Origin of the sequence: Cylindrospermopsis raciborskii Cr2010, assembly GCF_003367075.2 — a bacterium.
Classification (GTDB): domain Bacteria; phylum Cyanobacteriota; class Cyanobacteriia; order Cyanobacteriales; family Nostocaceae; genus Raphidiopsis; species Raphidiopsis raciborskii.
In genome coordinates, this window is sequence record NZ_CP065936.1 from 3248146 (window position 1) to 3269639 (window position 21494).

The 21494-nt window shown below is 40.0% G+C and carries 22 protein-coding genes and 3 pseudogenes; 18 read left to right on the forward strand and 7 right to left on the reverse strand.

Annotated features, from left to right (window positions below):
* Window positions 1-130 precede the first annotated feature (130 nt).
* From C6N34_RS14855 to C6N34_RS14910, 13 genes are all read left to right on the forward strand, one after another.
* Window positions 131-520 (forward strand): ATP synthase subunit I, encoded by a 390-nt coding sequence (locus C6N34_RS14855; RefSeq protein WP_167317752.1) that lies wholly within the window; start codon window positions 131-133, stop codon window positions 518-520.
* 76 nt (window positions 521-596) lie between these two features.
* Entirely contained in the window at window positions 597-1352 is a 756-nt protein-coding gene (gene atpB / locus C6N34_RS14860; protein ID WP_006278177.1) for a F0F1 ATP synthase subunit A, read from the forward strand.
* A 197-nt stretch (window positions 1353-1549) separates the two neighbouring features.
* Window positions 1550-1795, forward strand: coding sequence for an ATP synthase F0 subunit C (gene atpE / locus C6N34_RS14865; protein WP_006278178.1), 246 nt, complete (start codon window positions 1550-1552; stop codon window positions 1793-1795).
* A gap of 142 nt (window positions 1796-1937) precedes the next feature.
* On the forward strand, window positions 1938-2429 hold the full coding sequence (locus C6N34_RS14870; RefSeq protein WP_006278179.1) for a F0F1 ATP synthase subunit B': 492 nt from the start codon (window positions 1938-1940) through the stop codon (window positions 2427-2429).
* A gap of 112 nt (window positions 2430-2541) precedes the next feature.
* Window positions 2542-3099 (forward strand): F0F1 ATP synthase subunit B, encoded by a 558-nt coding sequence (locus tag C6N34_RS14875; RefSeq protein WP_006278180.1) that lies wholly within the window; start codon window positions 2542-2544, stop codon window positions 3097-3099.
* Window positions 3100-3104: 5 nt separating this feature from the next.
* Window positions 3105-3659 carry an ATP synthase F1 subunit delta gene (gene atpH, locus C6N34_RS14880; RefSeq protein ID WP_006278181.1) on the forward strand — a complete coding sequence of 185 codons (555 nt, stop codon included), beginning with the start codon at window positions 3105-3107 and terminating at the stop codon, window positions 3657-3659.
* A 110-nt stretch (window positions 3660-3769) separates the two neighbouring features.
* Window positions 3770-5290 carry a F0F1 ATP synthase subunit alpha gene (gene atpA, locus C6N34_RS14885; protein WP_115538254.1) on the forward strand — a complete coding sequence of 507 codons (1521 nt, stop codon included), beginning with the start codon at window positions 3770-3772 and terminating at the stop codon, window positions 5288-5290.
* Window positions 5291-5373: 83 nt separating this feature from the next.
* The gene (locus C6N34_RS14890; RefSeq protein WP_096547564.1) at window positions 5374-6321 is read left to right on the forward strand and encodes a F0F1 ATP synthase subunit gamma; all 948 of its coding nucleotides are present in this window, start codon (window positions 5374-5376) and stop codon (window positions 6319-6321) included.
* 144 nt (window positions 6322-6465) lie between these two features.
* Window positions 6466-6789 carry a phasin family protein gene (locus tag C6N34_RS14895; protein ID WP_006278184.1) on the forward strand — a complete coding sequence of 108 codons (324 nt, stop codon included), beginning with the start codon at window positions 6466-6468 and terminating at the stop codon, window positions 6787-6789.
* A 12-nt stretch (window positions 6790-6801) separates the two neighbouring features.
* Window positions 6802-7350 carry an FKBP-type peptidyl-prolyl cis-trans isomerase gene (locus C6N34_RS14900; RefSeq protein WP_057177113.1) on the forward strand — a complete coding sequence of 183 codons (549 nt, stop codon included), beginning with the start codon at window positions 6802-6804 and terminating at the stop codon, window positions 7348-7350.
* Between the two features lie 258 nt (window positions 7351-7608).
* Window positions 7609-7734 (forward strand): hypothetical protein, encoded by a 126-nt coding sequence (locus C6N34_RS17040; RefSeq protein ID WP_255356415.1) that lies wholly within the window; start codon window positions 7609-7611, stop codon window positions 7732-7734.
* A 626-nt stretch (window positions 7735-8360) separates the two neighbouring features.
* On the forward strand, window positions 8361-9167 hold the full coding sequence (locus C6N34_RS14905; RefSeq protein ID WP_115538253.1) for an outer membrane beta-barrel protein: 807 nt from the start codon (window positions 8361-8363) through the stop codon (window positions 9165-9167).
* A 338-nt stretch (window positions 9168-9505) separates the two neighbouring features.
* Window positions 9506-10114: a hypothetical protein gene (locus C6N34_RS14910; protein WP_236107174.1), complete on the forward strand. Its 609-nt coding sequence runs from the start codon at window positions 9506-9508 to the stop codon at window positions 10112-10114.
* 566 nt (window positions 10115-10680) lie between these two features.
* Here the strand turns inward: C6N34_RS14910 and C6N34_RS14920 are convergent.
* Window positions 10681-11678 (reverse strand): annotated as a pseudogene (locus C6N34_RS14920) (IS4 family transposase).
* Between the two features lie 338 nt (window positions 11679-12016).
* Between C6N34_RS14920 and C6N34_RS17140 the strand changes: the two are divergent.
* Both C6N34_RS17140 and C6N34_RS17145 read left to right on the forward strand, forming a co-directional pair.
* Window positions 12017-12439: a hypothetical protein gene (locus C6N34_RS17140; protein ID WP_329606411.1), complete on the forward strand. Its 423-nt coding sequence runs from the start codon at window positions 12017-12019 to the stop codon at window positions 12437-12439.
* Window positions 12391-13167, forward strand: coding sequence for an RNA-guided endonuclease InsQ/TnpB family protein (locus tag C6N34_RS17145; protein ID WP_329606448.1), 777 nt, complete (start codon window positions 12391-12393; stop codon window positions 13165-13167). Before C6N34_RS17140 ends, C6N34_RS17145 begins: the two co-directional genes overlap by 49 nt.
* On the opposite strand, the gene C6N34_RS14930 is transcribed toward C6N34_RS17145, so the two are convergent.
* The 6 genes and pseudogenes from C6N34_RS14930 to C6N34_RS14955 form a co-directional block, all read right to left on the reverse strand.
* Window positions 13135-13692 (reverse strand): hypothetical protein, encoded by a 558-nt coding sequence (locus C6N34_RS14930; RefSeq protein ID WP_115538633.1) that lies wholly within the window; start codon window positions 13690-13692, stop codon window positions 13135-13137. The two genes, C6N34_RS17145 and C6N34_RS14930, sit on opposite strands and share 33 nt — an antisense overlap.
* Window positions 13693-13703: 11 nt before the next feature.
* Window positions 13704-14021, reverse strand: a pseudogene (locus tag C6N34_RS14935) (GNAT family N-acetyltransferase); the annotation flags it as partial.
* Between the two features lie 181 nt (window positions 14022-14202).
* On the reverse strand, window positions 14203-15357 hold the full coding sequence (locus C6N34_RS14940) for a pyridoxal-phosphate-dependent aminotransferase family protein (protein ID WP_115538634.1): 1155 nt from the start codon (window positions 15355-15357) through the stop codon (window positions 14203-14205).
* A gap of 99 nt (window positions 15358-15456) precedes the next feature.
* Window positions 15457-16341: an indole-3-glycerol phosphate synthase TrpC gene (gene trpC, locus C6N34_RS14945; RefSeq protein WP_057177108.1), complete on the reverse strand. Its 885-nt coding sequence runs from the start codon at window positions 16339-16341 to the stop codon at window positions 15457-15459.
* 66 nt (window positions 16342-16407) lie between these two features.
* Window positions 16408-17838, reverse strand: a complete 1431-nt coding sequence (lpdA, locus tag C6N34_RS14950; protein ID WP_057177107.1) for a dihydrolipoyl dehydrogenase — start codon at window positions 17836-17838, stop codon at window positions 16408-16410.
* Between the two features lie 145 nt (window positions 17839-17983).
* Window positions 17984-18322: pseudogene (locus C6N34_RS14955) on the reverse strand (alpha/beta fold hydrolase); the annotation flags it as partial.
* 318 nt (window positions 18323-18640) lie between these two features.
* Between C6N34_RS14955 and C6N34_RS14960 the strand changes: the two are divergent.
* From C6N34_RS14960 to C6N34_RS14970, 3 genes are all read left to right on the forward strand, one after another.
* Window positions 18641-19591: a Uma2 family endonuclease gene (locus tag C6N34_RS14960; RefSeq protein WP_236107176.1), complete on the forward strand. Its 951-nt coding sequence runs from the start codon at window positions 18641-18643 to the stop codon at window positions 19589-19591.
* A 549-nt stretch (window positions 19592-20140) separates the two neighbouring features.
* Window positions 20141-20485: a Uma2 family endonuclease gene (locus tag C6N34_RS14965; protein WP_236107178.1), complete on the forward strand. Its 345-nt coding sequence runs from the start codon at window positions 20141-20143 to the stop codon at window positions 20483-20485.
* Window positions 20475-21047: a Uma2 family endonuclease gene (locus C6N34_RS14970; RefSeq protein ID WP_236107179.1), complete on the forward strand. Its 573-nt coding sequence runs from the start codon at window positions 20475-20477 to the stop codon at window positions 21045-21047. Before C6N34_RS14965 ends, C6N34_RS14970 begins: the two co-directional genes overlap by 11 nt.
* Window positions 21048-21494 lie beyond the last annotated feature (447 nt).

Here is a 21494-nt window from a genome sequence, read left to right on the forward strand (position 1 = left end):
GTATTGTTACCACTAACGTGGTATGATTCAGCTGACTGAATAAGCAGTCACCCTATTTAGTTGAACTGGTTTCAAGTTCCGTGAGCTTGTCATCAAGAACAAAATGTATCCACTCCGACAACAAAAAACGATGACCAACCTGATTCTCAAACCAGAGGAACAAAAAAACTCTGCCATGAAAGAGTTTTACCAACTCTATCAAGAGCTGTTGGTCATTACCCTTGTCCTAACAGCAGTAATTTTCACAGCCGTTTGGATTGCTTATTCCCTGAACATGGCCTTAAACTATTTATTAGGGGCATGTGCGGGAGTGCTTTACCTAAGGATGTTGGCCAGAGATGTAGAGCGTTTAGGCACAGAGAAACAACAGCTGAGTAAAACCCGATTAGCCTTATTAGTCGTGCTGATATTGTTAGCATCACGGTGGAATCAACTGCAAATCATGCCCATATTCTTGGGATTTCTGACCTACAAAGCCACGCTCATCATCTATGTAATCAGGATGGCTTTTGTCTTGTGACTCTACAAAGCTGCGGGAACCTTAAAAAGCTCCGCTTCTCCAGTAAGATGAAAGAAGCGACCCCATTAGAAAGAAAATGCTCAATTTTCTGAACTTCTACTCCTTTCCCTTAGCAGAATTGGAGGTGGGTAAGCATCTGTACTGGCAAATAGGCAACCTAAAGCTCCATGGACAGGTGTTTCTCACATCCTGGTTTGTAATCGGCGTATTAACACTAGCTTCCATTCTGGCAAGCAGCAATGTGAAACGCATTCCTAGAGGCATTCAAAACCTAATGGAGTTTGCCCTAGAATTCATTCGGGACTTGGCAAAAAACCAGATTGGCGAAAAAGAATATCGCCCCTGGGTGCCTTTTGTGGGCACGTTGTTCTTGTTCATTTTCGTCTCCAACTGGTCCGGAGCATTAGTTCCATTTAAACTAATTCATTTGCCAGAAGGTGAACTGGCCGCTCCTACCAGCGATATCAATACAACAGTTGCCTTAGCGTTGTTAACATCTTTAGCTTATTTTTATGCTGGATTCAGCAAAAAAGGCTTAGGGTACTTTGGCAACTACGTGCAACCAGTGTCCTTTATGTTGCCCTTCAAGATTATTGAAGATTTCACCAAACCTCTTTCCCTAAGTTTCCGTTTATTCGGTAACATTTTAGCTGATGAACTGGTAGTTGGCGTGCTAGTGTTACTAGTGCCCCTGTTTGTACCATTGCCAGTGATGGCCTTGGGACTATTCACAAGTGCCATTCAAGCCCTAATTTTTGCCACCCTCGCTGCTGCTTATATTGGTGAAGCGATGGAAGATCATCATGGCGAAGAGCATGAGGGAAGTCATTAGACCCCTCAAAAAAAACAGTCAGTGATGAGGTGACAGGTGAGAGGTGAAAGTGCCAGGGTGACAACAGGTAGTCAAAAGTCAACCGAGGGAGCTTCACCAATTAATAGCATCTGATCGCCAATAACTGATAGATGATAGCTGACTACTAACACTATATTCCCAAATCAACCGTATCTCTAAAGTAAGGAAAGAAGATCATGGATCCATTAATTTCTGCTGCTTCCGTATTAGCTGCTGCTCTAGCTGTTGGTTTAGCTGCTATTGGTCCTGGTATTGGTCAAGGTAATGCAGCAGGACAAGCTGTAGAAGGTATTGCTCGTCAACCAGAAGCAGAAGGCAAAATTCGCGGTACATTATTGCTGAGTTTGGCGTTTATGGAAGCGCTAACCATCTACGGCTTAGTAGTTGCCCTAGTATTGTTGTTTGCTAACCCCTTCGCATAAGTAGTAACCAGTCTATTGGACTGAGTGACAAAAGATGGGATTTAGGAGTTAAGAGTTAGGGATTGAATTAATCACTCACTAACTCATAACTCATCCTCTAGTTATAACTCAGGACTATAACCATACATAGGAACAAGCAACAATGACACATTGGATCACCTTGTTGGCAGTAGAAGAGGTTGCCAAGGAAGGGGGCTTGTTTGACTTAGACGCGACTTTGCCCTTGATGGCAATTCAGTTTCTAGTTTTAGCCCTGATATTGAATGCAACCCTCTATAAACCATTGGGTCAAGCCATTGATGGACGTAATGACTACATCCGGAATAATCAATTGGATGCCCAACAGCGTTTGTCCCAGGCGGAAAAACTGGCGGCTCAGTATGAACAAGAACTAGCTGGTGCAAGAAGACAAGCGCAAGCAGTGATTGCTCAAGCTCAAGCAGAGGCGCAAAAAGTAGCGGCTCAAAAAATAGCGGCAGCACAGCAAGAAGCCCAGGCACAAAGAGAAAAAGCAGCTAGTGAAATTGAGCAGCAAAAACAACAAGCTTTAGCTTCTTTAGAAGCGCAAGTGGATGCCCTCAGTCGCCAAATATTGGAGAAGCTGTTAGGTGCTGATCTAATAAGCCAACGCTAAATTAGGTCAAAACTAACTTACAGAAATGTCATGGTGTCATAAATCATCAATTTGAAGAATGACCACTGACAAGAAAATTTGAATTTGGCTGCGCAGTTGTGGATGAAAAAACATGGGGACTTTTTTACTATTGATAGCGGAAGCAACCGCTGTCACGGGTGAATTGGCAGAGGGAGCAGAACATAGCGGTATTGGTCTAAATACTAATATTTTTGAGACCAACCTAATTAACCTTGCCATTATTATTACTGTGCTGTTTGTTTTTGGACGTAAAGTATTGGGTAATACCCTAAAAACTCGTCGAGAAAACATCGAAACAGCGATTAAGAGTGCAGAGGAAAGAGCTGCAAATGCTGCGAAGCAGTTAAAGGTAGCTGAGGAAAAACTAACACAAGCCCAGGTGGAAGCTAACAGAATTAAAGCTGATGCGGAAACCAATGCCAAAGCAGCTGGGGAAGCAATTTTAGTCCAAGCTGCTGCTGACGTTGAGAAGATGCAAGCTGCTGGGGCAGCCGATTTAAATGCGGAACTGGAGCGGGTAATTTCTCAATTACGGCAGAAAGTGGTAGCTCAAGCTTTACAAAAAGCCGAAGCAGAACTCAAAGCTGGCATTGCTGAGGATGCTCAAATAAGAATTATTGACCGTAGCATCGCTCAATTGGGAGGTTAGGAACCATGAAAAGTAATGCAGCGACAGCAGAAGTAGCACAGCCCTATGCACAGGCTTTGTTATCAGTGGCTAAAGCCAACAATTTGACAGAAGAGTTCGGCACAGATGCGCGGACTTTGATTAGTTTGATTTCTGGTTCTGGGGAACTACAAAACTTTTTGGATAACCCCTTTATTCGACCAGAAAACAAAAAGAATCTACTCAGACAACTGTTGGGGGAAAGTGTTAATTCCTACCTGAGAAATTTCATCTTGCTGTTAGTTGATAGAAGACGGATTTCCTTTTTGGAACCAATTTTACAGCAGTATATCATTCTGTTGCGGGAATTAACCCAAACGGTTTTAGCAGAAGTTAGTTCTGCCATTCCCCTAACCGATGAACAACTACAAACAGTAAGAGAAAAGGTAATTTCTATTACCAAAGCTCGGGAAGTAGAAATTGAAACTAAAATCGACACCGATTTAATTGGTGGTGTAGTGATTAAAGTAGGTTCCCAAGTAGTTGATGCCAGCTTACGTGGTCAACTACGTCGTCTTTCTCTACGCTTAACCAGTGGTTAAATAGGGAAAATGGGGAATTTGGATAGATTTCATCTGTTACCAATTACTCATTACCAATTAGCAATTACCAAAAACTTCTGCCGTCTCACAAGAAAACCGAAAATAGGCACATGAGCATTTCCATTAAACCTGACGAAATCAGCAGCATTATCCAACAACAAATCGAGCAATATGACCAAGAAGTCAAGGTTGCTAATGTTGGTACTGTACTACAAGTTGGTGATGGTATTGCCCGGATCTACGGCTTAGAACAAGTCATGTCCGGGGAACTTTTAGAATTTGAAGATGGCACTGTTGGTATCGCCCAAAACTTAGAAGAAGATAACGTGGGCGCCGTACTAATGGGTGAAGGCAGAAATATTCAAGAAGGTAGTACCGTTACTGCAACCGCTAAAATTGCCCAAGTAGGTGTGGGTGAAGCCCTCATCGGTCGGGTAGTAGATGCTTTAGGCAGAGCAATTGACGGTAAAGGTGAAATTAAGGCTACTACCACTCGCTTAATTGAGTCCCCCGCCCCTGGGATTATTGCCCGTCGTTCTGTACATGAACCCATGCAAACGGGTATTACAGCTATTGATTCCATGATTCCCATTGGTCGGGGTCAACGGGAGTTAATTATTGGTGACCGTCAAACTGGTAAGACCTCTATTGCTATTGACACCATTATTAACCAAAAAGGTGAAGATGTGGTTTGCGTTTATGTAGCAGTGGGTCAAAAGGCTTCCACAGTTGCTAACGTGGTTCAAACCCTACAGGAAAAAGGCGCTTTAGAATATACGGTAGTTGTAGCAGCTAATGCCAGTGACCCAGCTACTTTACAATTCCTGGCTCCCTACACAGGTGCTACTATTGCTGAGTACTTTATGTACCAAGGTAAAGCTACCTTAGTGATTTACGATGACCTTTCTAAGCAAGCTCAGGCTTATCGTCAAATGTCCTTGCTGTTACGTCGTCCACCCGGAAGAGAAGCATATCCAGGAGACGTGTTCTACATTCACTCTCGCTTATTAGAAAGAGCAGCAAAATTGAGTGATGAATTGGGTAAGGGTAGTATGACTGCTTTACCTATCATTGAAACCCAAGCTGGTGACGTTTCTGCTTACATTCCTACCAACGTGATTTCTATCACTGATGGACAGATTTTCCTTTCTTCTGACCTGTTTAACTCTGGTGTTCGTCCAGCAGTGAATCCGGGTATCTCCGTATCCCGGGTGGGTTCCGCTGCCCAAACTAAAGCAATGAAGAAAGTAGCAGGTAAGATTAAATTGGAATTGGCACAGTTTGATGACTTACAAGCCTTCGCCCAATTTGCTTCTGACCTAGATAAAACTACCCAGGATCAGTTAGCACGAGGACAACGTTTACGGGAACTGTTGAAACAGCCCCAAAATGATCCTCTCTCTGTTGCTGAACAGGTCGCTATTCTTTACGCCGGTATTAACGGTTATTTAGATGATATAGCTGTTAACCAGGTGACCAGCTTTGTTAAAGGTTTCCGTGACTACTTAAAGAGTGGTAATAACTCTTACTACCAAGGAGTGCAAACCAGCAAAGTCCTAGGAGAAGCGGAAGAAGTAGCCCTGAAAGAAGCTTTAGCTGATTACAAAAAGACTTTTCTAGCTACGGTGTAATCACAGTGTAATCGGTAATTGGTGATTGGTAATTCCCAAGACTAATCATCAATAACCAAGAACTCATGACTAAGGACTAAATTATGGCTAATCTCAAAGCAATACGCGATCGCATTCAGTCGGTCAAGAACACTAAAAAAATCACCGAAGCTATGCGGCTAGTGGCTGCAGCGCGGGTGCGTCGTGCCCAGGAGCAGGTAATTGCCACCCGTCCCTTTGCTGACCGTTTAGCACAGGTGCTGTATGGTTTACAGGTCCGGTTAAAATTTGAGGATGTAGATCTACCTCTACTGAAAAAACGGGAAGTGAAGTCTGTTGGTTTATTAGTAGTTTCCGGTGATAGAGGGCTATGTGGTGGTTACAATTCCAACGTCATCCGACGAGCGGAAAACCGAGCCAAGGAATTAAAAGCTGAGGGGTTGGATGTTACCTTTGTTATTGTAGGTCGTAAAGCTAATCAATACTTCCAACGACGGGGTTACAAAATTGATGCCACCTACAGCGGTCTAGAACAAATTCCCACTGCTACCGAAGCTACAAATATAGCTGACGAGTTACTTTCTCTGTTTTTATCAGAAAAGGTAGACAGAATCGAATTAGTTTACACTCGTTTTGTTTCTTTAGTCAGTTCCCGTCCCGTAGTCCAAACCCTGTTACCCTTGGATACTCAAGGTTTGGAAACCCCCGATGACGAGATATTCCGACTAACTACTCGTGGGGGCAAATTTGAAGTAGAGCGGGAAAAAGTTACCAGCACAGTAGCACCCCTACCCCGGGATATGATTTTTGAACAAGACCCCGTACAAATTTTAGATTCCCTGTTACCTTTATATCTGAGCAATCAGTTATTAAGAGCTTTGCAAGAATCGGCGGCTAGTGAACTAGCAGCAAGGATGACAGCAATGAGCAATGCCAGTGATAATGCTGGTCAACTCATTAGCTCCCTCACTCTTTCTTACAATAAAGCCCGTCAAGCAGCAATTACCCAAGAACTCCTGGAAGTTGTTGGTGGTGCAGAAGCACTTGGCTAATAAGCACCTACATAAGTAATTGGCAATAGGTAATAGTACAAATATACCATTAACTTATTGCCGATTATTTGATGAATATAGATATATAATAGGGCTAGGTGGGCGTTCTGGTTCGCCTCCTTCCCCTAAAAGCTAAAGACATATATGGAAAACAACAACTGGTTAGAACAACTGATGATGGTGGGAATAGGTACAACTTCCCTAGTAGCAGATAAACTTAGACAGGTTGGGGATGAACTGGTCAGGGATGGAAAACTCAATCCTGAGCAAGTGGGGACATTAATGGATGATATTGTTAACCAATTGAAATCAGAACAGGGGAACTGGGAAGGACAAGTTCAAAGACAACTGCGGAACATGATGCAGGATTTTGGAGTTCCGCGCCAGTCCGAAGTTGACGAATTACGCGGGAGAATTGACCGCTTAGAACGTCAAATACGGGATTTGGAAAATAAATTTTGGCGTTAGGGAGGGTTTATTTTGAAAGGTATTTTTATTAGTGCTGTATTGATAATAGTATGTGTTGCAGCTTTGGTAATAGCACAAATTAATAGTGGTAAACAAGACACCACAGCTAAACTCACAGAAACTACACCCACAGCTATCATTACAGAAAGCAAAACCCAAGACCAAGAAAATAATCAAAAAGATAAAAATTTAACTGCGAGCAACAACATGTCTGATACTAACACCGTCACTACTTCTACCGGTCTTAAATATGTTGAATTACAAGAAGGCACTGGTTTAATACCCCAAAAGGGACAAAAAGTAGCAGTTCATTATACTGGTACTTTAGAGAATGGTCAAAAATTTGACAGTTCACGCGATCGCAATCAACCTTTCAGCTTTAAGCTAGGGGTTGGACAAGTAATTAAAGGGTGGGATGAAGGACTAAGTACCATGAAAGTAGGTGGTCGTCGTCAACTAATTATTCCCCCAGACCTGGGTTATGGATCTCGTGGTGCAGGTGGGGTAATTCCACCCAATGCTACCCTAATTTTTGATGTGGAGTTGTTGGGAGTCGAGTAGAAAGTCAACCGCCCCATCCCTTACACCACCACTAACCCATCTAGAACCTCTAAATAGAAAATCAGCGTAGGTTGGGTTGAAGCATGAAACCCAACATCCCCATCCCTTACACCACCACTAACCCATCCTACCAATAATTGTGCTAAACCAATTTTTAAAAACAACGTCAAAGGATATATAAGCTTGTCTGAATTACGCAAATGTTTCGCTAAAACCTGAAAAAGTTTACGCTATTTCGGTTTAAAGTATTTTGGAGAATTGGCTTTTTGTTTAAAATTACCTGCTACTATTATCTTATTTCGGATTAAAGTCCCTTCAAGTGCAATGGTAGCTCAAAAGATAGCAAATGCGATCGCTTTGCGTAATGATTGGTATGGACATTAGGGTTGTTGGGTTTCGTTCCTCAACCCAACCGAAAAAACTAGTCGATTGAAAACCGACTTGCGCTTTCAGACAGGGAATAAATTCCCTGTCTCCCTGAATATTTCATCATTAATTTAGATGCTTTTTTACATCTCAGTAAAGATTGTGCTTTTTAATTGTCATAAAAATATATTTATATTTACTGTATTTTAAGTACCCAGGCAAATTTAATTTTACATATTCATTGAAGAAATAATTTCTGTAAGGGTTATCTGTTAGGTCTTTTCAGTTATCAGTTCCCTCCCTGAACTGCGAAATTTATTTTGCACGACCACTTAATATACTAAAAAATTGGTATATAACTATGCCAATTGTAGCTTTGAGTCTAAATACTGATTATATATAAAGTATTTTATTTTGTAAGTACAAATCAACTAAGACTTAGGTCAGTGCTAAACTCAATATATTTACGCAAGATTTATTTACCTAATAAGTTATTTTTGTTATAGATTAGACCTGGTTAAATTTAGTTACATCATTTTAATGTCTGAGACCAAATATCTATCTAAAGATAGATGAAATAAAATGTGATAATCAATTACGGTCTCATTGTTAACTCTAAGTTAAAACTTGCACCTTATCGAAATATGAAAATTCACTCATTCTTCTGGTTTCCTGCGGCACTCGCTAGTTTGGCTTTTACAACATCCGTTAAAGCTGAAGAAGTTTCCGCTAAAGCTGCTGACTTGATGGGAGTCAACACTGATAATCAGGATCCGTCTAATTTATTGGCTCAATCTTCTGACGGTTTCACACCATTAGCTCCCACACCAAGCTCTACCACGCCTTGGTATAGTGATAATAATCCGGATTTACCCGCGAGTAATTATGGTTACGGTAGTCTTAGCGTTGGTTTTGGTTCTCAAAGTAATGTGGATATAACGGATAATGGTCAAAAGTGGGCGGAATTCAAGGATTTTAATGGTGCATTTTCATTTAATGCAGCATTTGGTTATCAATTTCAACTATTTAGGGCTGAATTAGAAGTTGGTAACCAGTTTTTGAGTGCCAAGAATCTAGATTATGACCTCAATACAAGATTTCCCAGAACGGGAACACTCTCTGGTAACATGAGTGCAACTACTATTCTATTGAATAGTTATTTTGATATCCCCACGGGTTCCAAATTCCGCCCCTATGTTGGTGGTGGACTTGGTTTAGGTGTTATTACGGGTAAAATAGAGAACTTTCTTGGTGGTTACAGTCTTAATGGAACTGCTTTTGCTTACCAGTTAAAAACTGGTCTACAGTATGAAATAGCAAGAAAGGCGAACATCTTTGGTGAGTTAAAATATTCCAGTATTTCCAGTTACCAGCAAAATCAGTATGCTAGTGATGTCATTGGTCCTTTTAATTCCTTTGGAGCTGCTATTGGCTATCGCCAAGGTTTTTAACTGTTAACTGTAAATAACCCTCTCACCATACTGGGGTAATTGTGATGGGAGTACATAAATAAGTAGGGAGGCACAATTATTTGTAGGATGGGTCGAGGAACGAGACCCATGCGGGGGTTGGGTTGAAGTATGAAACCCAACCTACGTTGATCTTATATTTAATTCCACTCACCCACTTATATATCAAATAGGGATTAGACCTGGTTAAAATTAGTGACATTATTATTTTAATATCTGAACCGAATATCTATCTAAAGATAGATGAAATAAAATGCTACAATTAATTATGGTGTCACTGCTAACTCTAAGTTAAAACTTGCACTCTATCTTCTAAGAATATGAAAATTTACTCAATCTTCTGGTTTCCTGCAATACTTGCTAGTTTGGTTTCGACTGCATCCGTTAAAGCTGAGCAAGTTTCCAATAAATCTGCTAACCTAATAGGAGTCAGCACCGATAATCAGAACCGATCTAATTTGTTGGCTCAATCTTCTAACCCCGGTTTTACGACAACATCCCCTACAACAGGTTCTACTCCTTTAAAATTATCTCAAGGTATAGCACCTAGAGTTATTAAACTGCGGTTATCAGACACTGGTATTTCAATTGGTAGTGTAATCTTTTGGGGAATTGCTGGGTTATTTCAAAAGAGATCAACGGACTGGGTACGGCTAGAAATAAATGGGAATGAAGTTAAGGTAGTACATACAACCAGAACAACTAACACAATTACTCAGTTTTCAAAATGGTGGGATCATCCTGTCAGAAAAATTGCTTTCAAACCGGATTCTTGTACTAACAGTTCAGATTGCGTTGTAGTCAATAAGGAAAATGGGATAATAGACATCAACGATATAAGTTTGTTGAGCAAAGGAGAATTTCAAATTGAATACCTAGAAAGCGGTGAGTGGAAATATGTGGACTTCAGAGTTCCAGCTAAAGAGTAGATATAGAGGAAAAGGGCTAAAAGCTGAAAGGAAATTTCTATCCAGATATTAACAAATCTATCGAAATGTCCACATACTAAAATGTAGTGTATGCAGAAGTAAAACCTAATAATCCTTGGTACTATGAATCCTCTAAGGTTCTAAGAATCGGGCTAAGGCTATTTCTAAACTGGCTAAAACTCACGCTAAAGTGTAAAACATTCGCAAAGATGCCATTCATAAACTCACTTATGATCTCGCTAAAAACCACAGCGTTATCAAAATTGAAGAATTGAGTATCAAAGCATTTTTGAAGAATTACAAACTAGCTGGTGCAATTGGGGATTGTGGAATGTACGAATTCAAGCGCCAATTAGAATATATCCCACATTCCGCACCCTCAACTATGATGGAGGGAAATTACGGAGATAAAAAATCAAAGTTAGCATAAAAATAAACATAGAGAGTGAAAAAAGGATTCGAGAAACAGTAAATCAGCAAAAATGTCATCAAAATCTATTCTCAATGAGCAGCAATAAGAATTCACATTACCCACACAAGTAAACAAATAAATAAAATTAAGATATTCAATGAACATAACTGATTTGTTGACACATACAAGCTTGAAGATAGCGGAACTTATCTAACATTTTTTCACCCCATTCATTGGGAACGGATACAAGTTGTAAAATTAGATAAGCGATGAGACTGGCATAAATTTGTATGCCAATGCCATTAACGTTTTTCGTAATTAATTTATCCAATTTTAGGTGCATTTTTAAAAACTTCCATAACAGTTCAACTCCCCACCGTAAACGATAAATATCTCTGATTTCATCATCTGTAACTGCTGCTTCTCCATCTGCAGGTAAATTCGTGACTAAGCCAAATTCTGTTTTCGTTTCTAAATCACAAAAGTTAACTACCCTGTAAGCAGAAGCATGACTCGCCGAACCGATTTTTACTAATCCAGTTTCTACTTCAAATTCTAGTTTACAATTATTCTTAATTCGTACCACAAAGTATTTGTCTTTTTGTACTAACTCCCGTATAAAATTTAGTCCTGCAAAACCTCTATCCATTACCCCAACTGCATCTTGAGGTAAATTAGACATCATTGATGAGCCAAATTTGTAATCATGATTATGTCCAAAATTTATCAAATTATCTTCTGGACTTCCCGTAGAAAGATTCAGGGAGCTAAACAATTTTACTTGATGATAACCTAAAACCCATAACAACTTACTTGTTAAAGTAATTATTGTTGAATCGATTGAACAAATTGCGTATTTATCATGTAGCTTTTTATAAGCTTTTTTTGTACCAATTTATTCAATTGATGATAAATATTTTGGAATATCTCTTGATTCCTGTGTTTGTTAGCTTTGGAAAATGTCGAAATTATTACATCAATACCTGTATGGTTTAATCTTGTAAATAAGTCCCGCATACTTGTTAAACTATTATCCAAGGCATAAGCCAACCAACACTCAACATAAAGACGGCTGTTCAAAACTGGATAATCATTTTTTGGTAACGGTCTGAGGATGTCCTTGACAATCTTGGGGAATGAATTTATGATCATTATCAAATTAATATTTTGATATGGGTTGCCCAAATTTTAATATATTTTGGGCAATTTTTATCACAACTTTCTTAACATTCAACACTTCTACTACATTACCTTTTGAGTGATTTCCTATTCTGTATTCCAGTGTTGTCTTCATATTGTTTCGTGGCTGCTATTGACAAGTAAATCATATCTCAACTATACTTTTGAAATCAACAAACATTGAAGGTCGAACAATGTACGGATGCCAACAAGTTCTTATCAAGTCCGATAAATCAATAACAGCGATATTGGAGTACCTCTGCACAGAAGCTAAAAAGCTGACAAATTGTGGCGTTTACTATTCTAGGCAGATGTACTTTAAAACTGGTTATATTCCTAGTAGAGCAGATTTGCATAAACAACTAGGAACTTATCAGAAAAACGTTCATTATCAGGCATTGTATTCTGATACTTCTCAACAAATACTAACCAGTGTAGCTGAATCCTTTAAATCGTACATTGGGCTAGTAAAAGCTGCAAAAAAGGGCGAAGTTTCCCAAAAACCAAAATTACCTAATTACTGTAAAAGTGTTATGACTGTAGCTACTTTTACGGGCAGGTCATTAAAGTTAATTGATGGGATGATTAGGTTTCCTTTGGGAACAAAAGTTAAGGCATGGTTTGGGATAGATTCTTTTTGTCTACCAATGCCATCTAACCTTGACTTCAAATCAATCAAGTACGCATTTTACCTAGAAATAGACAATTTTATGCAGAATTTGTCTATCAGGTAGATGAAATAAAATCTGATGTTGATAGAAATAATGTTTTAGGGATTGACCACGGGTTAAATAACTGGTTAACTTGTGTTTCTAATCTGGGAACATCATTTATTGTTGATGGACTTCATTTAAAAAGTTTAAATCAGTGGTACAACAAATCAGTAGCTAAACTTAAAAGTGATAAACCGCAGGGTTTTTGGTCTAACAGATTAGCTGCTATTACCGAAAAAAGAAACCGACAAATGTGTGATGCAGTTAACAAAGCTGCAAGAATAGTCGTTAACCACTGTATTGAAAATAAGATTGGTGCTATTGTTTTTGGATGGAATAAAGGACAAAAAGATAGTATTGATTTGGGGCCTAAAAACAATCAGAAGTTTGTCCAAATTCCCACAGCAAGATTAAAAGACCGTATTGCTCAATTATGTAAACAATACGGAATAGATTTTATTGAAACAGAAGAATCATACACTTCTCAATCATCGTTTTTTGATTGCGACAATATACCTAAATTCGGTGAAAAACCCGAAGGGTGGGAAGCAAGCGGGAAACGAGTTAGTCGGGGAGTATATGAAACTTCTGATGGGTTCAAAATTAATGCGGACTGTAATGGTGCTGCTAATATTTTGAAAAAAGTAGCGGTGATGCTAGGAATTGATCTTAGCGGAATCAGTAGAGGCTGTTTAAGCCAGCCTCAGAAAGTTCGTTTATGGACTCTTCAGAAATCTCCGTGTCTTTAGACCGGAGAAGCTTAACTGAGACATAACTTGTGCGCGTATTGAATTAGCAGCTGTCTCTGCAATTTCTGCTCTATCAGAATCAGTAAGAAGTACTGCAAGTAGCGATTTAAGAGCTTCGCGGTTATATATAAACTCTTTCGAGTATAAATTATCTTGCAACAAGGTGGCTTCTAAGTAAGGTAATAGCTCAGGTGGAGGAGATAGCAACCTTTCTTTAATGCGTCTCCTTGCAGTCTCTATTGCTGAAGAAGTACCTACACCTAAATCCCATGTTTCAATTATTAGCCTGATTTCACGGTTAAGTGATACACGCAGCGTTGATAAGCGACTAAATAAAGGAAGGTTAAGCATTAAAGGTGGTAGTACATTTCCCCAATCTAAACCAGCACTAATAGTGCAATTGGCTTCATCTTCGATACGAGTAGCCTCATCGAGCCATCCTTCACCCAAAAGTAAATCTATGGCTTCTTGGGTTGTTACTGGCTCATTCACCTGAAAATTATTATTTTGCTGTTGATGATTCATAAATTGTTACCTTATCTCCGTCTTAATGCCCCATACTCAAAATAAACTAGATTATCGTATTCTTCATCAGGTCCGCAGTTAAACATATTTTGTTTTTCATAAAATCCTACAGACCTTAGTAAAGAATGTAACCCCACTCTACCTTCATACCCAAGCTCAACACTTCTAATTCTGGCAAAATTTAAAAGTGCTTGACCAACACCTTTGAATTGAGGCGGACGCTGAATTTCAATTCGGTTAGTGGGGGTAGTGGCAATACCATCAACATAAACTAGTCTCTTACCAATATTCAACCGGGAACCGTGCATTTGTGTTTCTATTATCATTAGAGGTATTATCAATACCTCTTTTTAATGAAATTTTTCGTTGCATTGCTTCGTCAAATATACCCCTACATTATTAATATTTTAGCCCACATTCCGCGCCTAAGCTGTAACAGATCAAAGAGGATAGTAGTACATAATAACTCTCCCACCACACTGGGGTAATTATGGTGGGAATACATATATATTAAATTGTGGTAAATACCTTCACCGCAGCAGCAACACCAGCACCAGGAATAAAGTTCTCATAACCCAGTTCCCCAAGAACCACCTCCAGGGCCGAAACACAACTAAGAATATCCCGATCGCTCACGAATCCCAAATGACCGATACGAAAAATCTTGTTAGTCAAATGATCCTGTCCACCCGCTAAAGCGATGTCAAACCGCTTTTTCATCAAAGAGCGAATTTTATCTGCTTCCATCCCGGGTACTGACACCGCAGTAATCGCGGGACTGGCCCATTCATCCGGTGCAAATAGGGGCAAATTCAATGCTTTCATCGCTGCACGGGTAGCATTTTTTTGCCGCTCGTGACGGGCAAAAATTGATTCTAATCCCTCCCTCTTCATCATCCCCAAGGTGGTATGTAATGCTACAATTAAATTCACTGGTGGGGTAAATGGTGTGGTGTTCTTGGCTGTGGATTTGCGATATTTACCTAGGTCTAAGTAGAATTTCGGTAATTTGGCAGTTTTATAGGCTTCCCATGCTTTGTCACTGACGGAAACAAATCCTAAACCCGGTGGTATCATATACCCTTTCTGAGAACCGGAAGCGACTATGTCTAGTCCTAGTTCGTCTACTGCTACATTATATGCTCCCAAACTGGTAACTGCATCAACTATAATTAATGCCTCACCGTGTGCTTTTACATGGCTGTTAATCGCTGCTAAATCATTGATCACCCCTGTGGAGGTTTCGCTATGGGTGATAACTACAGCTTTAATTTCCTTTTTGCTGTCTGCTGCTAATATTTCCCCAAATTTGCTTGGGTCTAGGGGTTTTCCCCACTCAGCAGTTAATACTTCTACGTTTAAACCAAATGCTTCTCCTACTTCTACCCAACGTTCCCCAAATTTGCCGTTATTACCCACTAATATGCGATCGCCTGGGGAGAGAAAGTTAATGATTCCTGCTTCTACTGCTCCTGTACCACTAACATTAAGCATTAATACATCATTAGTGGTTTGATGTAACCATTTTAGGTTTTCTGTGACCTCACCCATCATGTTGCTAAACTCCCCGGTTCGATGACCAATGGGATGTTTGGCTAATGCTAGTAAAGCTGCTTCTGGTACTGGAGTTGGTCCAGGAATCATCAACATTAATTTGTTTTCCATTATTTCTACCTTAATTGTTTATAACACTAACACTACTAGGTTTTTGATTTTCCACGAACTCTCAATCATATCATTGGTTGATTATATCTAAATAATTCTTTACTTTCCAAAAAGTTGCTTAATTGCTAATTCCGGATCTGGTTGTTTGACTAGGGACTCGCCTACTAGTATTGCTGATGCACCTGCTTTTTCTACTATACTGATGTCCTCTGGTGTGTGTATTCCTGACTCGCTAACTACTAAAATATTTCTTTCTTGGATTTGACTTCCTCTCTGTTTGAGTAGTTCACCGGTGGTCTGCAAGTTAACGGAAAAATCTTCTAGGTTACGATTATTTATACCAATTAAATTTACTCCATCTAGTTTTAATACTCTGTCTAGTTCTTCTAAACTATGCACTTCGATTAATGCGGTCATTTTCAAACTTTTGGCAATCTTGATGAAATACTGCAAATCTTGATCACTTAAAATCGCTGCTATCAATAAAATTGCGTCCGCACCATTGACTCTGGCCAGGTACATTTGATAGGGATAAATAATGAATTCCTTGCACAGTAATGGCAGATCTACTGCACTACGAATCAATGATAGATTCTCAAAACTACCTTGAAAAAATTTGCCATCTGTCAACACCGAAAGACAACTTGCACCCCCTGCTACATAGGATTGGGCAATTTCCACAGGGTTAAAGTCTTTTCTTAATACCCCTTTGCTGGGAGATGCTTTTTTTACCTCTGCTATTAGAGCAGGCTTGGTTTTACTTTGGCGCAGTGCAGCTAGAAAATCACGGGTTGGAGGTGCAACTAAAACCTGCTTTTGCAGTTCCCTTAGAGGTACCTTGTCCCTCCTTTGTTCTACTTCTATCTCTTTTGACCAAACTATTTCTTCTAAAATGTTATTTGGCGATGCGTCCTTTAGAACGACTTGGTAGCGCACTATAGAAACGTCTATGGCGGGACTGGGAGAACGACGACGTATTTGCATGAAGTTAAAACAGGAGAGGGTTTAACACCTAGGGGAGGATTGACCTCTCCCCTATGTTTGGATATTCTAGCTGGCGATCGCTCGTTTATAGGCCTCATCCAAAACTTCTGAAAGTGTGGGATGGGCGTGAACTAGATATGCTAGGTCTTTAACAGAGTGACGATAAGCTACAGCGGAGGATGCTTCATGAATCAGATCGGAAGCGTGTACACCGAAAATGTGTACGCCTAATACTTCCCCAGTGTCTTGACGATAAATCACCTTGGCTATACCATCTGCTTCGTTTTCTGCTAAAGCTTTAGAGTTACCTTTAAAGTAGCTTTTAGTAGTGCCAATTTCAAAACCTTGAGCCAAACCTAATTCTTGAGCTGCTGTTTCTGTGAGACCCACATAACTAACTTCTGGATGGGTAAATGCAGCAGCGGGTATGCTACGGTAATCTACCTTTTTGTTTCTACCGAGGATATTTTCCACTGCAATAATTCCCTGAGCGGAAGCAGCGTGAGCCAACATCATTTTACCATTAGCATCGCCAATCGCATAGAGATTAGGAACAATTTCACTACCAGCAAGTATGTGCATACCATCATTGACAGGAATAAAGTTCCGTTTATCCAGTTCCACACCCACGGTTTCTAAACCCAGATTTTTAGTGGCAGGGATACGTCCTGTAGCTACCAAGCAGGCATCTACCTCTAACACTTCCACATCTTCTTTAGTTTGGAAGTCTGCCAATTCAATTACAACCGGGGAACCGGGAATAATTTTCTTAGCGTAAATACCTACCTTAGTTTCAATATCACGAGAGGTAATTAATACCCTTTCTGCTAGTTTGGCAATATCCCGATCAAATCCTGGCATTAATATATCCACGGCTTCAATCATTGTTACCTCAGAACCTAAAGCCGTATAAATATCGGCAAATTCCAACCCAATGTAACCACTACCAATAATGGCAATCCAATCAGGTAAAGACTCTAATTTTACCCCTTGGTCACTGGTAAATACTGTTTTGCCATCTATTTCGATTCCAGGAGGGACAAAGGGAACTGAACCGGGAGAAAGAATAATATTTTGGGCAGTGATGATTTTTTCACTTCCAGTTGTCACCACACTCACCTTTTGTGGCCCAGCTAACTTTCCCCAACCCCTAATAATATCTACACCCAAACGCTTGAGACTATTAGTTAAATCCCCTTGTATTTTGCTAACAAGATTATTGGCATGTTGGGCGATCGCATCTCGCTGGAAGGAGACTCCTCCCAACTGAATTCCCAGGGACTGAAGATGGTGAGCATCACGCAATTCGCGCACTTTTCCCGATGCTGCCAACAAAGCCTTAGAAGGGATGCAACCCCTATTAACACAAGTGCCACCCATATCAGCTGCTTCAATAATAGCCGTTTTCAGACCATAATGGACAGCATGTAAAGCCGCACCATGTCCGCCCACACCTGCGCCAACAATCACTAAATCGTAATCAAATCCAGAAGTCACGTTAGTCTCCCCACTGCTTTAAACTGAGTTGCTTTTTCATTTTTCACCTGATCTCAAGTTACCATCGGGCAATTACTAAAAAGAGCAACTAGAAAAAATTTATCCACTGGTTGTTTAATGAAGATGTGAATTAAACACATTTGTATTACTCAGGGCAATTATGTGCAATCCAACCTAAAATCACCTGATTAACCAGTTCAGGTGACTCATCATGGGGACAATGACCCACCTCTTGTAAATATAACACTTCTAACTTATCATTATATTTAGCAAATTCAGAAGCCAATTTAGGTGGGATAAATCTATCCTTTTCTCCCCAAATCAACAGCATAGGAATGGTTAAATTGGGTAATAGAGTCTTAGCGCTAGGACTAAGTTCTGCACCAATAGAGGCTTTAAACAGGGCGATAAAAGCACGAGTAGAACATCTATCTTGGGGTGGTCCTGCCAAAATATCAATTAACTCATCTAGTTTTGTCGTGGGTAATCGTAGGTTGGGTTGAGGAACGAAACCCAACAAACCAACCGGATATATATAAATGCGATTGACTCCATACAGGCGATTGCGCAGCACTCCCTAGGGGAGATCGCCAATTACCCGTTATTGTTTAAATTAAACCCTACCTGGAGACTGTCTGTGGGGGAGACCGGGAATCAATTCTGGGTCTCAAAGCGAAAGTCAGTTTAAAACCGACTAGTTTTGTGATATTGTAAGTTGAGTTCAATAACTCAACATCCCTAAACAAACTATGTTATATCAAATTAAACCGATTAAGTCAGTACCAAAGTGGGAGGTATAGACATGGTGAGGCAAATTCCATCAAAAACTCAACTGCGGGTGATAGATTCTAACATTAGTCAGGGTGTGGAGACGCCTAAAATTGTCTACCCAGAAAGTGATAATAAACCTATGGCGGATAACACTAGACAATTTACATGGATTGTCAAAATTAAGGAAAATTTAGAAATACTATTTAAGTATAATGCGGATGTGTTTGTGGCTGGGGACTTATTTTGGTATCCAGTGGAGGGTAGTAACAAAATTAAACTAGCCCCTGACACCATGGTAGTGTTTGGGAGACCCAAGGGGCACCGGGGGTCTTATCGACAGTGGGAAGAGAATAATATTCCACCCCAGGTGGTGTTTGAAATTTTATCTCCTGGTAATAATAATACTGAGATGGACAGAAAAAAGCTCTTTTATCTGGAACATGGAGTGGAGGAGTATTATGTATATGATCCAGATAGGATTAGTCTAGAAGTATCCATTAGGGAAAATAACTCATTTAATGAGATTGAGAATTTTACCACTTGGACCAGTCCAAGATTGAAAATAAGATTTGACATGAGCCAAGATGAATTAGTCATCTATTATCCAGATGGGAGTAAGTTTCTTAGTCCTGTAGAATTGAGTAATTATGCAGAACAAGAAAGATTTCTCAAAGAACAAGAAACTCAACGTGCAGAACGTGAAAAATTGCTTAAAGAGCAAGAAACCCAACGTGCAGAACGTGAAAAATTGCTTAAAGAGCAAGAAACTCAACGTGCAGAACAAGAAACTCAACGTGCAGAACGTGAAAGACTTCTCAAAGAGCAAGAAACCCAACGTGCAGAACAAGAAAGATTTCTCAAAGAACAAGAAACTCAACGTGCAGAACGTGAAAGACTTCTCAAAGAGCAGGAACAAATAAAGTATCAAACCTTGCTATCACAATTAAAAGCTAAGGGTATTGATATTACTGCACTCGAATAAACTATTACCTCCACCAGAATACCCTTGGGAGGTTTTTAAAAACTGGAGTTTATACTAAAGAGAAGAGCGATTGGGAAGCACTCCCTACGGGAGCTGGCGAAACACTCTCTATGGGAGCTCCCCAGGGGATTAACCATAATTGTTTAAATTAACCCCTACCTGGAGACTGTCTGTGGGGGAGACCGGTCTCAAAGCGAAAGTCAGTTTAAAACCGACTAGTTTTGTCATGGGTAATCGTAGGTTGGGTTGAGGCACGAAACCCAACAAACCAACCGGATATATATAAATGCGATTGACTCCATACAGGCGATTGCGAAGCACTCCCTAGGGGAGATCGCCAATTACCCGTTATTGTTTAAATTAATCCATACCTGGAGACTGTCTGTGGGGGAGACCGGGAATCAATTTTGGGTCTCAAAGCGAAAGTCGGTTTTAAACCGACTGGTTTTGTGATATTGTAAGTTGAGTTCAATAACTCAACATCCCTAAACAAACTATGTTATATTAAATTAAACCGATTAAGTCAGTACCAAAGTGGGAGGTATAGACATGGTGAGGCAAATTCCATCAAAAACTCAACTGGGGGTGATAAAATCTAACACTAATCAGGGTGTGGAGACGCCTAAAATTGTCTACCCAGAAAGTGATAATAAACCTATGGCGGATAACACTAGACAATTTACATGGATTGTCAAAATTAAGGAAAATTTAGAAATACTATTTAAGTCCAATGCGGATGTGTTTGTGGCTGGGGACTTATTTTGGTATCCAGTGGAGGGTAGTAACAAAATTAAACTAGCCCCTGACACCATGGTAGTGTTTGGGAGACCCAAGGGTCACCGGGGGTCTTATCGACAGTGGGAAGAGGATAATATTCCCCCAGGTGGTGTTTGAAATTTTATCTCCTGGTAATAATAATACTGAGATGGACAGAAAAAAGCTCTTTTATCTAGAACATGGAGTGGAGGAGTATTATGTATATGATCCAGATAGGATTAGTCTAGAAGTATCCATTAGGGAAAATAACTCATTTAAGGAGATTGAGAATTTTACCACTTGGACCAGTCCAAGATTGAAAATAAGATTTGACATGAGCCAAGATGAATTAGTCATCTATTATCCAGATGGGAGTAAGTTTCTTAGTCCTGTAGAATTGAGTAATTATGCAGAACAAGAAAGATTTCTCAAAGAACAAGAAACTCAACGTGCAGAACGTGAAAAATTGCTTAAAGAGCAAGAAACCCAACGTGCAGAACGTGAAAGACTTCTCAAAGAACAAGAAACTCAACGTGCAGAACGTGAAAGACTTCTCAAAGAGCAGGAAACTCAACGTGCAGAACAAGAAACTCAACGTGCAGAACGTGAAAGACTTCTCAAAGAGCAGGAACAAATAAAGTATCAAACCTTGCTATCACAATTAAAAGCTAAGGGTATTGATATTACTGCACTCGAATAAACTATTACCTGCACCAGAATACCCTTGGGAGGTTTTTAAAAACTGGAGTTTATACTAAAGAGAAGAGCGATTGGGAAGCACTCCCTACGGGAGCTGGCGAAACACTCTCTATGGGAGCTCCCCAGGGGATTAACCATAATTGTTTAAATTAACCCCTACCTGGAGACTGTCTGTGGGGGAGACCGGTCTCAAAGCGAAAGTCAGTTTAAAACCGACTAGTTTTGTCATGGGTAATCGTAGGTTGGGTTGAGGCACGAAACCCAACAAACCAACCGGATATATATAAATGCGATTGACTCCATACAGGCGATTGCGAAGCACTCCCTAGGGGAGATCGCCAATTACCCGTTATTGTTTAAATTAATCCATACCTGGAGACTGTCTGTGGGGGAGACCGGGAATCAATTTTGGGTCTCAAAGCGAAAGTCGGTTTAAAACCGACTGGTT

Coding starts and splice junctions, on each gene's coding strand:
- C6N34_RS14895 (WP_006278184.1), top strand. CDS start 6,466: ATGGAAAACAACAACTGGTTAGAACAACTGATGATGGTGGGAATAGGT.
- C6N34_RS14960 (WP_236107176.1), top strand. CDS start 18,641: ATGGTGAGGCAAATTCCATCAAAAACTCAACTGCGGGTGATAGATTCT.
- C6N34_RS14940 (WP_115538634.1), bottom strand. CDS start 15,357: ATGGAAAACAAATTAATGTTGATGATTCCTGGACCAACTCCAGTACCA.
- C6N34_RS14875 (WP_006278180.1), top strand. CDS start 2,542: ATGGGGACTTTTTTACTATTGATAGCGGAAGCAACCGCTGTCACGGGT.
- C6N34_RS14910 (WP_236107174.1), top strand. CDS start 9,506: ATGAAAATTTACTCAATCTTCTGGTTTCCTGCAATACTTGCTAGTTTG.
- C6N34_RS14905 (WP_115538253.1), top strand. CDS start 8,361: ATGAAAATTCACTCATTCTTCTGGTTTCCTGCGGCACTCGCTAGTTTG.
- C6N34_RS14965 (WP_236107178.1), top strand. CDS start 20,141: ATGGTGAGGCAAATTCCATCAAAAACTCAACTGGGGGTGATAAAATCT.
- C6N34_RS14890 (WP_096547564.1), top strand. CDS start 5,374: ATGGCTAATCTCAAAGCAATACGCGATCGCATTCAGTCGGTCAAGAAC.
- atpA (WP_115538254.1), top strand. CDS start 3,770: ATGAGCATTTCCATTAAACCTGACGAAATCAGCAGCATTATCCAACAA.
- trpC (WP_057177108.1), bottom strand. CDS start 16,341: ATGCAAATACGTCGTCGTTCTCCCAGTCCCGCCATAGACGTTTCTATA.
- atpE (WP_006278178.1), top strand. CDS start 1,550: ATGGATCCATTAATTTCTGCTGCTTCCGTATTAGCTGCTGCTCTAGCT.
- C6N34_RS14930 (WP_115538633.1), bottom strand. CDS start 13,692: ATGAATCATCAACAGCAAAATAATAATTTTCAGGTGAATGAGCCAGTA.
- C6N34_RS14870 (WP_006278179.1), top strand. CDS start 1,938: ATGACACATTGGATCACCTTGTTGGCAGTAGAAGAGGTTGCCAAGGAA.
- atpB (WP_006278177.1), top strand. CDS start 597: ATGCTCAATTTTCTGAACTTCTACTCCTTTCCCTTAGCAGAATTGGAG.
- C6N34_RS17140 (WP_329606411.1), top strand. CDS start 12,017: ATGTACTTTAAAACTGGTTATATTCCTAGTAGAGCAGATTTGCATAAA.
- C6N34_RS14855 (WP_167317752.1), top strand. CDS start 131: ATGACCAACCTGATTCTCAAACCAGAGGAACAAAAAAACTCTGCCATG.
- atpH (WP_006278181.1), top strand. CDS start 3,105: ATGAAAAGTAATGCAGCGACAGCAGAAGTAGCACAGCCCTATGCACAG.